Genomic DNA, 14086 nt, shown 5'->3' on the forward strand with positions numbered 1-14086 from the left:
GTAACAATGAGATACGAATTAGTTTTTCCAAATAAAATAAAAATTGCAGATAAAGAAGTTGTTTTTCCTAATGAGACGGTAATAACTAAAATTCAATCTTTAAGTGAAGTAGTTTGTTTTAATACATCTCCTTTAGAATCTGATTTAGATTGGAATAATTCAAAAACACACCAGATATGGAAAGAAAGGTGTAAAAATAATCCAAGTGAGTTATTTTGCTATACCATTAATGGTAATTTGAAGTGGAAGTTTGCAGAGGGTAATGTTGTGGGTTTTGGGAAAATCGATTTGGAAAAATTAACAGAATCCGATTTTATAACTCCTGAACATTACAAAAAGTATATGGAGAAGTACAGAGATAAAGAATTGATAGAAGTTTACTCATCTAACTGGCCATATGATTTTCGATATGTTGTAGATGCAAATACAGGAGAGATATATGATAAGATAGAAAGTCGTTAATCATTTAGCAAATGCCTGTTTAGTTTTAAAGTTCTGAACCCCTACTAGCTCGAGCGTCCCGCTCGTGATATAGTACTTAAAAAGTTCTTTGACATAACCTATCCATCCTTTATAGGAAAGAGCTTTGTTCGCATTCCCTATCTTGGCAATGTAAAGCTGGCGGTAACCTATGATAACATCCTATTGAATACCGACCGGCAGCTGTTACAGGGCACTGTAGTTACGGCCTACGACCCTACGATGAATAATATCCTGGATACGGGGGATGTGGTGGAGACGGTTGGGGAGATAGTCGGCTCAATTCGTGAACTATTGGAAAGTTTTAACGGCACTCCCGAAGAGATTGAACAATTACAAGAGCAAAACCAGCAGCAGGAAAGCTATGTGGACGAACTTCTTGCAGATGAATCCATACCCCAAAATGTAAAGGACGAACTTGAAGCAAATTATAATGCCTACAACGCTTCCAGTCAAAACTTGATAGAAGAAGCCGTACAGGGTGGCCCCAATCCAGACGGTTATGATACCGCCAATCAAATACAGGCATATAACAATCTTGAAAAGAGTATTGAAAAGGCAGAGGATGAGGTTTTTGTGGGGGATGCCTACACTGTGTTGTCAACAGATGTGGTGTATAAAGAGGTGCTAGAAAAAGTAAAAACTATTGCTGAGTATCTGAAAGAATCTACGGAACTGTGCAGAGAGCAAGGATGGGGAAGCTACAAGGGTCAAGGTGTGTTCCCTTATTGTTTATGGAAGGAAGCCCCGATTGCGGATGCCTTTTATTATAGCAAAGTAGATATTCCCTTTGTGGCAGGTCTTACGGACGGACTTTATGGAGAGGTGGAAGGCTTGGTGCTGCTGCCCAAGATGTTCTATGATCTTTCTGCAGGCATGCAGGAATTTATTTATGCCTATACATGGGCCAAACTAAAATGCACGCCGAACAAGGTGGCCATGAACCAAAAGCGGATGGGACTGCTGTTGGAAAAACTGGAAAAGGAACAAGCGGAAACCAGTATATGGAGCTGGGTAAAGGAACAGTGGTATACAGAACAAAAGGAACTGACCGAATATGAGGGCAAACGTTGCGAGGATGCCGAAAGACTGCGCAATGAGGTGGATGAGTTTGTGGACTTTGTACAGGAGCGGGAAAACCTAAAGCAACTGATAGCCGATGTAGAGGAAAAATTGGCAGGTTATTGGGATACGGTGAATGACAACGATAATGAGGCTAGGTATCATCATGGGAAAATATTTATTGTGGTTGCCAGCAGTTTAGTTCCGGTAGCGGGCTGGGTTTCCAAATCTGTCAAGGTAAAGAAGATATTGCAGGCCATGCGTAATTTTACCAAAGGTCAGTGGGATGAGTTTTTTAACAAATTGGACGATGGAATTAAAAACATTTCCAAAATAAGAGTTAAGAAAATTGATGAGGTAGTAGATGATTTGGAATTACAAGAAATATCAAAAACGATTAAGTATTTACCAGGACCAAAATTACCTCAAAAAATTGCCGCCACTTTTGCAAATAAATTTTATATAAATCGAAAAATTGTTAATGATGAGGTTTTTTATAAGTATCATGGTGTCGATAATCGTACTGGAAAGAAATATACTTGGTTAACAAATAGGAAATACATGACTGAGGAAAGCCTTAGAGAAGGGTTGGCAATAAGAAAAGACTGGGGTGTCAAACTTGAAAAAATATCGGAATTTAAGGTGCCAAAAGGAACTTGGGTTAGCGAAGGGAAAGCAGCCTCTCAAGGGATAGAATATTCTGGACAAGATTATCAAGCTGTAATTCTTAATTTGCCAAAAGCATGGATAATTAGAACGGATAAAGCATTTTAATATGGTAGATGTAAGAAAAATAATTGAAATAATATTTATTTTAAGAAAAAGGAATAACAATGCTTATTTATTTTTTGAGAATATCCTAATTGATTTAATGGAACCGGAACATCGTGATGATGCAATTAAAAGATTAGCAAATTGTTATTCGATTACACAGTATTCAAATTTCACGCAAGAAGAAGAAATAATTTTGGGTGAAATTATTGATAAGATAGAGGAGAAATCATAAAGTCTTTATTCTTGTATTGACATATCGGCTTATAACAAATAAAAGTTCTTTGACATAACCTAGCCATACTTTAGCGGCAAAGGTTTGGTTCGCATTCCCTATCTGGGCAATGTAAAGCTGGCTGTGTATTTTGACAATATCCTCCTGAACACCGATCGCCAGCTCTTGCAGGGCACCGTGGTGATCGAGTACGACCCTACGATGAATAATATTCTGGATACGGGGGATGTGGTGGAGGCGGTTGGGGAATTGGGCGAGGCCTTGGGGGATATTTGGGACGAGATATTTAAGGAAAAAGAAAAACTACTGGACGAATTGGCACAGGCCGTGAGTTTTGGGGAACAGCAGAATATTATTTCCCAAATCAATGCGGTCGAGGTTACCATAGCGCAACAGATAGATGCAATTCCCGGTAGAGAAAACCTCTCCGCGGAGCTACAGCAAGAACTGGAAGACCTGAAAAAAGATGGGAATATTGCAACGACGGAAGAATTGTCGCCACAGGAAATCGAACAAATCAAGAGTGCAAATGCCCTGCTGACGCGCGATTGTATCGCGTGGTTATCGTCATTAGGAATACACGTCAAACTTCAAATAATTTCTTATTTTGAATCTATGGCAAAATTAAAAGTTCTATGGTTCTCTTGAGGTTGAATTACTTTTAGACCAGAAGACTACATATACGGCGGTATTATATGTTTTTCAAGAGAAATCGGAATCTTAGTTGATATAATACCTGATTTCTGATATATCTTACGCGATACAATCACGCGGAAACGGCAAAGAACAGTTTCAAAAGGGAACAATAAAAGTTCTACAAATCTTTTGGAACCCTAAAGAATTTTCGGGTATCCGCCTTGGTCAGCGTCTTAAAATCATCCAATTTTTCCATTGTGGCAAAAGCATCCAAAAATACCTGTGGCAATGCTGTTAAACTCCGCTCTTTTAGATCCATCCAAGCCCCCATCATCTCGCAACGGGCAAAGTTTTTGCCGTTCGCATCATAAAAATCATGCTGGAATTCAAAAAACATTCCGTCCTCGCTCATTCCTTTAAAACCTAGAGAAACTTTTATAGGCTTTCCGGCAAAAACTTCTTTAAAATAGTACATATGCTCATAAAAGACCACGGGACCTACGTTGTATTTTGCCATGGATTTTTGGTCGAAGCCCAACTGTCCCAAGTAGGCCATGCGCGTATGGCTCATAAAGTTGATAAATGCCGAGTTGGCCAAATGACGATTGGCATCCAAATCGCTCCACCTAATTTCAAATTCCTTAAAAAACATAGTTGATTAGTTTGTTATGCGTGCATAATAATTGTAAAATTACCATAGTTTTGAAAATCCATACCAATCTAATCGTGGATTTAACCTTATTTTTAAAGATAACTTAATGCGAAACACATGAGTCAAAAAGCTGAATTCATCAAACATCTTTCATTACCTGTCGTTGCTGCACCTATGTTTCTCATCTCGGGTCCAAAACTGGTCATTGAATGTTGTAAGAATGGTATTGTTGGTACTTTTCCCGCTCTTAACCAGCGAACCAGTGAAGGATTTGAAGAATGGCTCATCCAAATAAAAACTGAATTACAAAAGTTTGAAGATGAGACTGGAAAAAAGCCAGCTCCTTTTGGGGTCAATCTTATTGTGCACCCTACCAATCCAAGACTGGAAGCAGATGTCAAACTTTGTGTAAAACACCAAGTTCCCTTGGTCATCACTTCACTCGGGGCCGTAAGCCAGGTCGTAGATGCAATCCATAGCTACGGTGGACTCGTCTTTCACGATATTATAAAGAAGAGACATGCGGAAAAAGCGTCAGGTGCAGGCGTGGATGGATTGATTCTTGTTGCAGCAGGTGCAGGGGGACATGCGGGAAACATAAACCCCATGAGTTTGGTAGCCGAGATAAAGAAATTCTTTGATAAAACTATATTGCTTTCAGGATGCATCAGTACAGGTAGGGACATTGCTTCCGCTATGCAAATGGGTGCAGATTTGGCCTATATGGGAACTCGATTCATTAATTCCGAAGAAAGCAAAGCCCCCGAAGAATATCGAAAAATGATTATTGAAGCTGGGGCCAGTGACGTGGTCTACACTGCTGCTATTTCGGGAGTGCATGCCAACTTTCTAGCGGCAAGTCTACAAGCAGCAGGAATAAGCGAAGAAGATTTGAAAAAAAACCACAAAATAGATTTTGGAAAAGAATTGGATACAGAAGCAAAAGCATGGAAAACCATTTGGTCCGCGGGCCAAGGCGTTACCACAATAGAAAACACGATGCCCGTTTCTGAGCTAGTGGACACCTTAAAATCTGAATTTAAATCCGCTATCGAAGAGCAAGCAAGATTATTGGAAACTTATCCAAAATAAAAATTGCTGCTAAGCTTCCACAATTTCCACATCTTTTAAATCCGCCAGAAATCGATGGACTTGGCTCACGCACATAGAGCCTTCGCCCACCGCGGAAGCTACCCGTTTTACCGAACCCTTTCTAACATCGCCCACGGCGAAAAAACCTGGAATACTCGTTTCCAAGGACTGTGGTTCTCTCTCGGAATAGATAGCACATTTGTGAAGATGCTTATGGTCAATACCAGGTCCCGTACAAATGAACCCTTTCTCATCGGTTACCACTAAATCCTGTAACCATTCCGTACAAGGTTTGGCCCCGATGAACGTAAAAAGGTTGGTAATCTTCTTTTCTGTTCTTTCTCCAGATTTATTTTCCAGAATTAGCGACTCCAAATAATATTCCCCGTGCAACTCAGTGACCTCAGTATCAAGATGAACAAGAATATTCTCGGCCGCTTCAATGCGCTGAACCAGATAATCGCTCATTTTTGCCCCTAAATCCCCACCTCTTAAAATGACATGTACCTCTTTGGCATGGTTCGCCAAAAACAAGGCTGCTTGACCTGCAGAATTTCCCCCTCCAACCACCCCGACCAATTCGTTGGTGCAAGAAGCAGCGTTCATTCCCGTTGCGGAATAATAAACCCCGCTACCTTCAAACTTTTCGATATTGTCAATGGGAAGGCTACGGTAATTTGCTCCGGTCGCAGCCATTATAGCTTTGGTCTTTATTTTTTTGTCATTGGTGGCGTAGAGTACAAAATGATTCCCCGTATGTTCTATTTTTTCGGCCTTGTGCGGGATAGATATATTACAACCAAACTTTTGTGCCTGCACGTAGGCCCTGTTCGCCAAATCGCTCCCGGAAATTCCCGTGGGGAACCCGAGATAGTTCTCTATCTTGGAACTCTTTCCAGCTTGTCCCCCTGGTGCCTTACTATCGATGGTAACTACGCTAAGCCCTTCAGAAGCGGCATAAACGCTACCTGCCAATCCCGCTGGTCCCGCACCAATGACCAAAAGGTCGAACACTTTGTCCTCAAAATCCATGAGAACTCCTGAATAGCGTGCCAATTGTTCCAAAGAAGGGTTTGGACATACCTTTGCTTCGCTATTGATCAAGAAGGGCAGGTCCTCTTTAGATAGGTTGAAATTTTCCAAAAGTTCAAGGGCATTATCGGAGGTGTCCACATCTAAAAAGTTATACCAAATATGGTTTTTATCCATAAAATCCCGAATAGCATACGTTTCTTTTGAGTTGGCCGAGCCCACCAGTTTTATTCCACCTGTAAACTCGCTGAGTACCGTTTCTTGGCGCAATAAGAATGCGTTCAACAGCACATCGCTTATATCACTGTGTCTTGCAATAGCTTCTTTCAGTTTTCTGGGCGCAATTCGTAGAACGGTGGTGTCACCTTTTGTAACGGCATGAAATTGTGCGCCCCTATTGGAAAGCATTCCACTGTCGCCAGTAAATTCGTTTTTCTGATGCGCAACAATCACTTCATTTTCATTATAGGGATCTTCAATGGAAACTTCCCCATTGAGCACAACAAAAAAATCATACTGCAAATCGCCCAATGAAAAAATCTTTGTTTCTGATGGGTGCTTTTCTACAGTTCCGTAGCCTTTTAAAATACTGATTTGTCTTTGGGTAAGTTCTGGAAAACGTGGGTCTTTCATTTTTAATACTTTACAATGGTTTTATGGGTGTAGCACCACATCCAATTTTCATTCGGTTCTGCGGAACTGATTACAGCATGCCCATGGGAACCAGCATGTTTACTAGCATGTTTGTTGGGTGAACTGTCGCAACAGAGCGTTATGCCACAATCTTGGCAAGTACGTAGGTGAACCCATGTACCACCAGTCTCAATACATTCCTCACATTCATATGCTCTTGCTTTTTTCACCTCAGAAATGGTCTTAAGATGCTCACATGTTTTTCCGCGTAGCTCCATCTCTTAAAAATACAACAAACTTTACTTTCAAGTTTTGGCTTTGGGGCAAATATGAAAGATTTAAGTATTTTTAGTTTCTAATCGACCGTTATGTATGTAAAAAGAAATATTGGGTGGGGACTTGTTCTGAGGTATGCTTGGAAAAATCTCATTTTTTTCACACTCTATGCAGCTGTCGTATATGGCGTATATTTTATTTTGGGGTGGACCTTTATCGACCTTCCATTTCAGCCGATTACTGTAATCGGTATTGCCGTATCTTTTTATATTGGTTTTAAGAACAGTCAAAGTTATGATCGGTTCTGGGAAGGTCGAAAGATTTGGGGCGGTATCGTCAACTATAGCAGAACGTGGGCCATACAAGTACTTTCCTTTGTGCATTCAGATGATCCAAAAAAAGATAGGGAAATGCAAAAATCAATGATTCATCGTCATATTGCTTGGCTTAACGCTCTACGGGTGCAATTGCGCCAACCCAAATCATGGAGTATAAAGGAAAATAGAAAGGTTGAAAAAATCTTCGATAAACATGGTGAACGCAATATTTCGTGCAATGAAGCCTATAATTATGTAAGTATGCGCGAATTCAGCGACTTGAGAAAAAGGGTGAATCCCGCGACACATTTAGTCAAAAACCAAGCTTTGGACGTAACCCAGCTTCGGAAAGATGATATCTTGGATGGGTTCCAAGAAGATCAAATGCAAAGTGTTTTAGAGGAATTTTATAATTTGCAAGGCAAGTGCGAACGCATTAAAAACACTCCTTTTCCTAGACAATACGCTTTTTTTTCTAAAGTCTTCACTTGGATATTCGTGCTTTTGATCCCCTTTGGTCTACTAAATGTTTTCAAAGGTCACAATGAAACGTTCAGTTTGAATGGAATGGACTGGCTAATTTTTTTACAAATCTTCTTTTCGATATTGATTTCTTGGATTTTCACGACTATGGAAGTGGTTGGTGACAATAGCGAAGACCCTTTTGAAGGTAGAATAAACGATGTTCCTATGACAGCACTGTGCCGTACCATTGAAATCGACCTTAGGGATATGCTGGATGAAGAGGAGCTTCCCGAACCTGTAAAGGCCAAGGACAATATTTTATACTAATGCCAATTGTTTCCAGTCTTTATCGTCCATCATTGCTTCTACGTAATGGACATTTGGCCACAATTTATGCGGGTCTCGTTAGAAAGGTCCCGGATGTGCTCCAAAAACGGGAACGGATTCAACTTTCCGATGGGGATTTTTTGGATTTGGACTGGAGCTATGGCTCTGCTGAAAGAGAACAATTGGTAATCCTGCTGCACGGTTTGGAAGGTAATGCGCAACGACCCTATATTATGGGCAGTGTCAATTTATTCAATAAAAAAGGGTTTGATGTTTGTGCTGTAAATTTTCGTGGATGCAGCGGTGAACCCAATAAACTATACCGTTCTTATCACTCTGGAGCTACTGAGGATTTAATCGAGGTCATTCAACATGTTCTTAATTCAAAAAACTATTCTAAAATTTATTTAAAAGGATTTAGCCTTGGGGGAAATCTACTTCTTAAATATTTGGGTGAAAGAGATAGGGTGCCAAAAGAGATTAAAGCTGCAGTTGCGATTTCTGTCCCCTGTAATTTGGAGGAATCCGCCAACGAAATCATGAAACCAAAAAATATCTTATATGCGGCACGTTTTAAGAAGAACCTGTTGGCAAAACTCCGACAAAAGCAGCTGCGATTTCCCGATTTAGTCAAAAAATCAGATATTGCCGCCGTTAAAACGTTGCTGGATTTTGATGATTTTTACACAAGCAGGGCACATGGCTTTAAGAATGGATTGGACTATTACACCAAGTGTAGCAGCCTTCAATTTCTACAAAGCATTACTGTTCCGAGTTTGATTATCAATGCACGGGATGATTCTTTTTTGGGAGAAGCTTGTTATCCTTTTAAAGAAGCCGAGAAATGTCAAAATTTATACTTGGAAGTTCCCAAATATGGAGGGCATGTAGGTTTTTGGGGGCAAAACAATATTACGTACACGGAAAAAAGAGCACTTGATTTTTTTAATGCAAACTAGGTGTTGGTAAGGTTTGGACCTAAATAAATTGAATACAAATTATAACCCTTTCAAAGAATCAGAAACATGGTTAATCTTTATTAAGTATTTTAGTAGTTACAATTTATAAAACTTCATTTCAATCCTATACAATGAAAAAAATAATCCTACTCCTTGCACTAGGAGCTTTTGTTGCCGGCTGTGGCGAAAAAAAAGAAGAAAAAAAAGACGGTTTTGAAGTAAGTCGTACCAAATCTGAAGAAAAAAAAGCACAAACCAGCGAAGAGGTTCCCATAGATTTGGACAATAAAGGCGTAGGGCCGATTAAAAATATGGACCTGCCCAATGAAATCGACACTGAAATGGCATCACGCGGCGAAGCCAAGTTCAATGCCATTTGTGTGGCCTGCCATATGGTAGACCAACGCATGATAGGCCCTGCAATGGAAGGGGTTTTGGAACGCCGTAGCCCAGAATGGGTGATGAACATGATCTTGAACCCAGATGGAATGCTGCGCGAAGACCCTATTGCAAAAGCATTGTTAAAAGAATACAATAACGCTATTATGCTAAACCAAAATCTCACTGAAGAGGAATCCAGAGAGCTTTTGGAATATCTAAGGACTTTGTAGTACCTCGGATTTTTTATCTTATATCGAATTTCCAGAAGACTGGTTATGCTAAATTGTGAAAGTCAATAATGAACAGAACCCTATTTATTTTCCTATTTCTTCTTTGCTTATCCAATACATGGGCTCAAACCTTAATTGGTGCATGGGAAAATACTAACTTATTGTCCAAGGGTCAACCACTGACAAATATTATCATCTTTTCCGAGGGACACCAGGTCTCGACTTGGTTCAATACCAAAACAGGAGCTTTCGTAAGTACGAATGGAGGGAAATGGGTTTTAAAAGGTGATGAAATAACGGAAACTGTTGAATTCGATTCTAAGAATCCAGATCAGGTCGGTGCCATGGTTTCATTTAGGATAGAATTATCCGAAGAAAAACTAAAAATTAAGGGTGATGATAGCATATGGACTCGAATCGATGACGGCATTTCAGGTGCTTTGGCCGGAGCTTGGTTAATGTCCGGTCGTAAACGCAACGGGGAGTTCCGCACCAGAGATACCGACCGACCCCGCAAAACAATGAAAATACTTTCGGATACTCGTTTTCAATGGATTGCATACAATACTGACACTAAAGAATTTATGGGTTCTGGTGGGGGAACTTACACTACTATAGATGGAAAGTACACGGAAAACATCGAGTTTTTTTCCCGAGATGATTCAAGAGTGGGCGCAAGTCTTCAATTTAATTATGAAGTAAAGGACGAAGATTGGCATCATTCTGGTTTTAGTAGCAAAGGTGACCCGCTCTATGAGGTTTGGAGCATTCGGAAACAATAATGGTTATCTTTATTGGTAATCAAAACCTAATGCCATGAAAAACTTTTTAATCTCCGTTGCTTTCTGTAGTCTTTCGACTTGGATTTGTGCACAGGATACTTCCGCAGAAAAACATTTTGTTGCTTTATATACCGTTGGGGAAAGTTGGGATGTGGAAAAACAGCCTAATGAGCAATCTTACTTTAAAGAACATTCAGCGTTTCTATCTCAATTGCGAAAAGAAAAAAACATTGTAATCGGCGCCCGTTATAGCGATACGGGCATGTTGGTTTTAAAAGCAAAAGACTTGGAAACCGTAAAAGAACTGTTGCATCAAGATATTGCTATTCAACATAAACTTTTTAACGTTATAATACATCCCTTTAATCCATTCTATAAGGGATGCATTGAATAATACGCAACTATGACAAAACTCTTTCTTTATCCTTTACTTCTAATAACATTTTGTATCCAAGCCCAAGACATGAAACTCCCTTATGATGAAATTCCAGAATATCCTGAGGATTACGGCCCTGGAAATATAATGACCCGAATGATAGATGGTCTTGGTTTTCGCTACTATTGGGCAACTGAAGGATTAACGGAAAAGGACTTGGACTACAGGCCTTCAAAAGAAGGAAGAAGTATTATGGAGACCATACAGCATATTTACGGCATGTCCGAAATGATATTGAACGCCCCTGAATCCAAACCAAATATCCGCCCAAAGGATTTTACCATTTATTCTTATGGGGAATTGCGTAAAATGACCTTGGAAAATCTTAAAGGTGCAAGTACTTTGGTCTCAGGGAAACAATCTGAAGACTTCGAAGACTTTGAAGTCATTTTTCAGCGGGGAGACAAAAAAACGCCGTTTCCCTATTGGAACTTGATCAACGGAATGCTTTCCGATTGTATTTATCATACAGGTCAGATAACATTGATGCGAAGAATATCCGGTAATCCCATTAATCCCAATATCAGTATTTTTACGGGAACGGTGAGAAAATAAGCAAACGGCTTAGACCTTATCCACTACAACTTTGTACGTAGGGTCTTCAAGAACGTTCACCTCTATAATATCATCCGCATTTTTAAGCAGTCTCTGGCAATCTCGGCTCAAATGCTTCAGGTGTACCTTTTTGCCTATTTTGGCATAACGCTCTGTTAGTTTGTTCAGCGCCTCTATCCCAGACATGTCCGCAACGCGGCTTTCCTGAAAATCGATGATAATTTCGTTGGGGTCATTTTGAATATCGAACTTCTCCGCAAACAAGGTAGTCGAACCAAAAAATAAGGGGCCGTAAATTTCATAATGTTTTACGCCTTTGTCATCTACATATTTTCTGGCCCGAATTCGTTTTGCGTTTTCCCATGAATAGGCCAAAGCAGAAATAACAACTCCAAATAAAACGGCGATAGCTAAATTGTGTGTTACCGCCGTGATCAAAGTGACCAATACCATAACGATTACATCTGAATTTGGCATTTTTCGGAAGGTCTTGAAGCTCGCCCATTCAAAAGTACCGATGGCTACCATAAACATCAGACCTACCAATGCAGCCATGGGCAATTGCTCTATCAAGCTACTACCGAACATGATAAAAACCAATAACATGACGGCTGCCGTAATTCCGGACAGTCGCGCTCTTGCTCCAGAAGATGTATTGATCAAACTTTGTCCGATCATGGCGCATCCTCCCATTCCCGATAAAAATCCAGATAAAATATTGGCGGTTCCCTGTGCAACACATTCCTTATTTCCACTTCCGCGTGTTTCTGTTATTTCATCAATTATATTTAGGGTCAAAAGACTTTCAATAAGTCCTACCCCAGCCACAATTCCAGCATAAGGGATAATGATCATAAATGTCTCCCATGTAAACGGAATGTTGGGAATGGACAAAGGGGGGAAACCTCCTTTTATGGTTTCTCCTTCGCGCATGGTGTCCGCAACGGTAAGCGTATCGATATCAAACCCAAGTACAATGGCCGATACGACTACAATGGCCAGTAAGGATGAAGGTATCGCCTTGGTCAGTTTTGGAAATCCCCAAATGATGAGCATTGTCAATAGGGTCAAACCTAACATCATATAAAATGGACTACCTGATAGCAATTCTTCTGTTCCCTTTTTATAAAAATTGGGGAACTGTGCCATGAAAATTATTATTGCGAGTCCGTTTACAAAACCGAACATTACAGGGTGCGGTACAAGACGGATAAATTTTCCCAATCGCAGCACTCCTGCCAGAATCTGCAGTATCCCGGCAATAATTACCGTAGCAAAAACATAGTTCAATATTGTTGTTGGCGCTATTCCGGGAAAGGTGTTTTTCAATTCCAAGATCAATCCCACGAAAATTACTGCGACTGCACCCGTAGCCCCGGAAATCATTCCTGGCCGACCTCCCAAAATTGAGGTCACCAGTGCCAGTACAAAAGCTGCATATAGCCCCGTCAGTGGTGAAAACCCGGGAATCAGTGCAAACGCAATAGCTTCTGGAACCAAAGCCAACGCTACGGTAAGACCGGATAATATTTCTGTGCGATAATTTACCTTTTGGGAAAAGTCAAAAAGATTAAGGTATTTCTTCATCCTCTAATTTTAAGGGCGCAAAAATACTATTAATCATTGGTTTAGCCTGAAATGCGAAGAGAATTGAGAATTTGGCAATTTAAGGGAGCGACACTGGCAATCCAATAAACATTTACTTGAACGGCTTGTCAACTTAATGAATCTGAACATGGTATCAAAAAAAGAACCGCCCCAAGTAAACTACTCGAGGCGATTCTTAACTAAATAACCAACCAAAAAACTTGTTTAAATAGTCGAACACTATTCTTATTCCTTACTATTTTTTCTGTCGGGTGACATTCATTATAGAATTTTTAACCTTTGAACGTTTCTTTCCAACAGCAGAACTCGATTTTAAATACTGTGTGTATCCTCTTCCGGCAAACTCATATGTCGTTCCACTTGCAACATGATACAACTCAATTGTACTATCATCAATAACGTAAAGCTCAAAATAATCATTGCCCAAAAAGTCATAATCCAGTGTTAAAGTTTTGAGGGTAGCATCGTTGGCCACATCGAAGACCTGATAATCCCCTTCAAAATCCCATTGTAAATTCACTAAAGGTGTTTCAATACCGTCCACAGATGACCTAAAAAAGCCTCCATCAGCACTAGATAAAAACTGGAGGAAGTTTTCATCATCAAACTCGTTCAACGCTCCCAATTCACTGGTAAATGTTTTTTCCCAAGCAGTATATTCCTGTAAAAAATAATTGATGTTGTCATAGAATACCATGTCATAATCAAAATTGTTACGTTGAAATCCTCTTAGAGTATATGAGGTGTCCGAACGGGAATCGTACAACTCCAATGTGTTGTTGTTCACCGCAAAAACATCCAATAGACAAAGTTGGTCAATATCATGGTCAATCTCGACAACACCGTTCAATGTACCGTAGGAACCAACATCCAATCCCAATCCATTTCCTGTTTTTCCAATACCAGCAATGTTGTTATTGGCATATAAAATACCGCTGTTAAAGGAGACCGTAAAAGCTCGTTGTAAAAAAGGCACTTCTCCATTTCCTCTTGTTGCATTGATATCCACATACCATAAATCGTAAGATTCCAGTACCAATGCAGTATTTAAAGGCGACGCTTCAATAAAATCATCTTCAACTATGACCTCTGTATAACAAGAACTTGCTAAAAGTCCGATTAATAAAATTCCGAATAGTAGTTTTACATTTTTCATA

The 14086-nt window shown here is 39.9% G+C and carries 16 protein-coding genes; 11 read left to right on the plus strand and 5 right to left on the minus strand.

Annotated features, from left to right (window positions below; genetic code table 11):
- Positions 1-6: 6 nt before the first annotated feature.
- The 4 genes from HME9304_RS06290 (at position 7) to HME9304_RS06305 (ending at position 3196) form a co-directional block, all read left to right on the plus strand.
- The gene (locus HME9304_RS06290) at positions 7-462 is read left to right on the plus strand and encodes a hypothetical protein (RefSeq protein ID WP_112377773.1); all 456 of its coding nucleotides are present in this window, start codon (positions 7-9) and stop codon (positions 460-462) included.
- A 183-nt stretch (positions 463-645) separates the two neighbouring features.
- A complete protein-coding gene (locus tag HME9304_RS06295) occupies positions 646-2316 on the plus strand; it encodes a hypothetical protein (RefSeq protein ID WP_123877365.1) in 1671 nt (556 codons plus the stop codon).
- 1 nt (position 2317) lies between these two features.
- Positions 2318-2548, plus strand: a complete 231-nt coding sequence (locus HME9304_RS06300) for a hypothetical protein (RefSeq protein WP_112377775.1) — start codon at positions 2318-2320, stop codon at positions 2546-2548.
- A gap of 84 nt (positions 2549-2632) precedes the next feature.
- A complete protein-coding gene (locus tag HME9304_RS06305; protein ID WP_112377776.1) occupies positions 2633-3196 on the plus strand; it encodes a hypothetical protein in 564 nt (187 codons plus the stop codon).
- A gap of 166 nt (positions 3197-3362) precedes the next feature.
- Here HME9304_RS06305 and HME9304_RS06310 read toward each other — a convergent pair whose 3' ends face one another.
- On the minus strand, positions 3363-3836 hold the full coding sequence (locus tag HME9304_RS06310; protein WP_112377777.1) for an acyl-CoA thioesterase: 474 nt from the start codon (positions 3834-3836) through the stop codon (positions 3363-3365).
- 117 nt (positions 3837-3953) lie between these two features.
- Here HME9304_RS06310 and HME9304_RS06315 point away from each other — a divergent pair, with 117 nt between their 5' ends.
- Positions 3954-4928, plus strand: a complete 975-nt coding sequence (locus HME9304_RS06315; protein WP_112377778.1) for an NAD(P)H-dependent flavin oxidoreductase — start codon at positions 3954-3956, stop codon at positions 4926-4928.
- A 9-nt stretch (positions 4929-4937) separates the two neighbouring features.
- On the opposite strand, the gene HME9304_RS06320 is transcribed toward HME9304_RS06315, so the two are convergent.
- Together HME9304_RS06320 and HME9304_RS06325 are read right to left on the minus strand one after the other, a co-directional pair.
- On the minus strand, positions 4938-6593 hold the full coding sequence (locus HME9304_RS06320) for an FAD-dependent oxidoreductase (RefSeq protein ID WP_112377779.1): 1656 nt from the start codon (positions 6591-6593) through the stop codon (positions 4938-4940).
- Positions 6594-6595: 2 nt separating this feature from the next.
- A complete protein-coding gene (locus HME9304_RS06325; protein ID WP_239023401.1) occupies positions 6596-6823 on the minus strand; it encodes a UBP-type zinc finger domain-containing protein in 228 nt (75 codons plus the stop codon).
- 138 nt (positions 6824-6961) lie between these two features.
- On the opposite strand from HME9304_RS06325, the gene HME9304_RS06330 reads away from it, so the two are divergent.
- From HME9304_RS06330 to HME9304_RS06355, 6 genes are all read left to right on the plus strand, one after another.
- Positions 6962-7978, plus strand: coding sequence for a bestrophin family protein (locus HME9304_RS06330; protein ID WP_112377781.1), 1017 nt, complete (start codon positions 6962-6964; stop codon positions 7976-7978).
- Positions 7978-8937 (plus strand): YheT family hydrolase, encoded by a 960-nt coding sequence (locus tag HME9304_RS06335; RefSeq protein WP_112377782.1) that lies wholly within the window; start codon positions 7978-7980, stop codon positions 8935-8937. Before HME9304_RS06330 ends, HME9304_RS06335 begins: the two co-directional genes overlap by 1 nt.
- Before the next feature lie 131 nt (positions 8938-9068).
- Complete coding sequence (locus HME9304_RS06340) at positions 9069-9548, plus strand: c-type cytochrome (RefSeq protein ID WP_112377783.1); 480 nt, start codon at positions 9069-9071, stop codon at positions 9546-9548.
- A gap of 68 nt (positions 9549-9616) precedes the next feature.
- On the plus strand, positions 9617-10330 hold the full coding sequence (locus tag HME9304_RS06345; RefSeq protein ID WP_112377784.1) for a membrane or secreted protein: 714 nt from the start codon (positions 9617-9619) through the stop codon (positions 10328-10330).
- Between the two features lie 34 nt (positions 10331-10364).
- The gene (locus tag HME9304_RS06350) at positions 10365-10724 is read left to right on the plus strand and encodes a YciI family protein (RefSeq protein ID WP_112377785.1); all 360 of its coding nucleotides are present in this window, start codon (positions 10365-10367) and stop codon (positions 10722-10724) included.
- A gap of 69 nt (positions 10725-10793) precedes the next feature.
- The gene (locus HME9304_RS06355) at positions 10794-11321 is read left to right on the plus strand and encodes a DinB family protein (RefSeq protein ID WP_239023403.1); all 528 of its coding nucleotides are present in this window, start codon (positions 10794-10796) and stop codon (positions 11319-11321) included.
- 9 nt (positions 11322-11330) lie between these two features.
- On the opposite strand, the gene HME9304_RS06360 is transcribed toward HME9304_RS06355, so the two are convergent.
- The gene (locus tag HME9304_RS06360; protein ID WP_112377787.1) at positions 11331-12908 is read right to left on the minus strand and encodes a SulP family inorganic anion transporter; all 1578 of its coding nucleotides are present in this window, start codon (positions 12906-12908) and stop codon (positions 11331-11333) included.
- Positions 12909-13164: 256 nt separating this feature from the next.
- Entirely contained in the window at positions 13165-14085 is a 921-nt protein-coding gene (locus tag HME9304_RS06365) for a nicotinic acid mononucleotide adenyltransferase (RefSeq protein WP_112379747.1), read from the minus strand.
- Between the last annotated feature and the right edge of the window lies 1 nt (position 14086).

Source organism: Flagellimonas maritima (assembly GCF_003269425.1).
Taxonomy (GTDB): domain Bacteria; phylum Bacteroidota; class Bacteroidia; order Flavobacteriales; family Flavobacteriaceae; genus Flagellimonas; species Flagellimonas maritima.

What these genes read in the sequence shown, in the direction of transcription:
- HME9304_RS06350 (WP_112377785.1), top strand. Translation starts at nt 10,365, where the DNA reads ATGAAAAACTTTTTAATCTCCGTTGCTTTCTGTAGTCTTTCGACTTGG.
- HME9304_RS06365 (WP_112379747.1), bottom strand. Translation starts at nt 14,085, where the DNA reads ATGAAAAATGTAAAACTACTATTCGGAATTTTATTAATCGGACTTTTA.
- HME9304_RS06345 (WP_112377784.1), top strand. Translation starts at nt 9,617, where the DNA reads ATGAACAGAACCCTATTTATTTTCCTATTTCTTCTTTGCTTATCCAAT.
- HME9304_RS06355 (WP_239023403.1), top strand. Translation starts at nt 10,794, where the DNA reads ATGAAACTCCCTTATGATGAAATTCCAGAATATCCTGAGGATTACGGC.
- HME9304_RS06360 (WP_112377787.1), bottom strand. Translation starts at nt 12,908, where the DNA reads ATGAAGAAATACCTTAATCTTTTTGACTTTTCCCAAAAGGTAAATTAT.
- HME9304_RS06340 (WP_112377783.1), top strand. Translation starts at nt 9,069, where the DNA reads ATGAAAAAAATAATCCTACTCCTTGCACTAGGAGCTTTTGTTGCCGGC.
- HME9304_RS06320 (WP_112377779.1), bottom strand. Translation starts at nt 6,593, where the DNA reads ATGAAAGACCCACGTTTTCCAGAACTTACCCAAAGACAAATCAGTATT.
- HME9304_RS06300 (WP_112377775.1), top strand. Translation starts at nt 2,318, where the DNA reads ATGGTAGATGTAAGAAAAATAATTGAAATAATATTTATTTTAAGAAAA.
- HME9304_RS06315 (WP_112377778.1), top strand. Translation starts at nt 3,954, where the DNA reads ATGAGTCAAAAAGCTGAATTCATCAAACATCTTTCATTACCTGTCGTT.
- HME9304_RS06310 (WP_112377777.1), bottom strand. Translation starts at nt 3,836, where the DNA reads ATGTTTTTTAAGGAATTTGAAATTAGGTGGAGCGATTTGGATGCCAAT.
- HME9304_RS06330 (WP_112377781.1), top strand. Translation starts at nt 6,962, where the DNA reads ATGTATGTAAAAAGAAATATTGGGTGGGGACTTGTTCTGAGGTATGCT.
- HME9304_RS06290 (WP_112377773.1), top strand. Translation starts at nt 7, where the DNA reads ATGAGATACGAATTAGTTTTTCCAAATAAAATAAAAATTGCAGATAAA.
- HME9304_RS06335 (WP_112377782.1), top strand. Translation starts at nt 7,978, where the DNA reads ATGCCAATTGTTTCCAGTCTTTATCGTCCATCATTGCTTCTACGTAAT.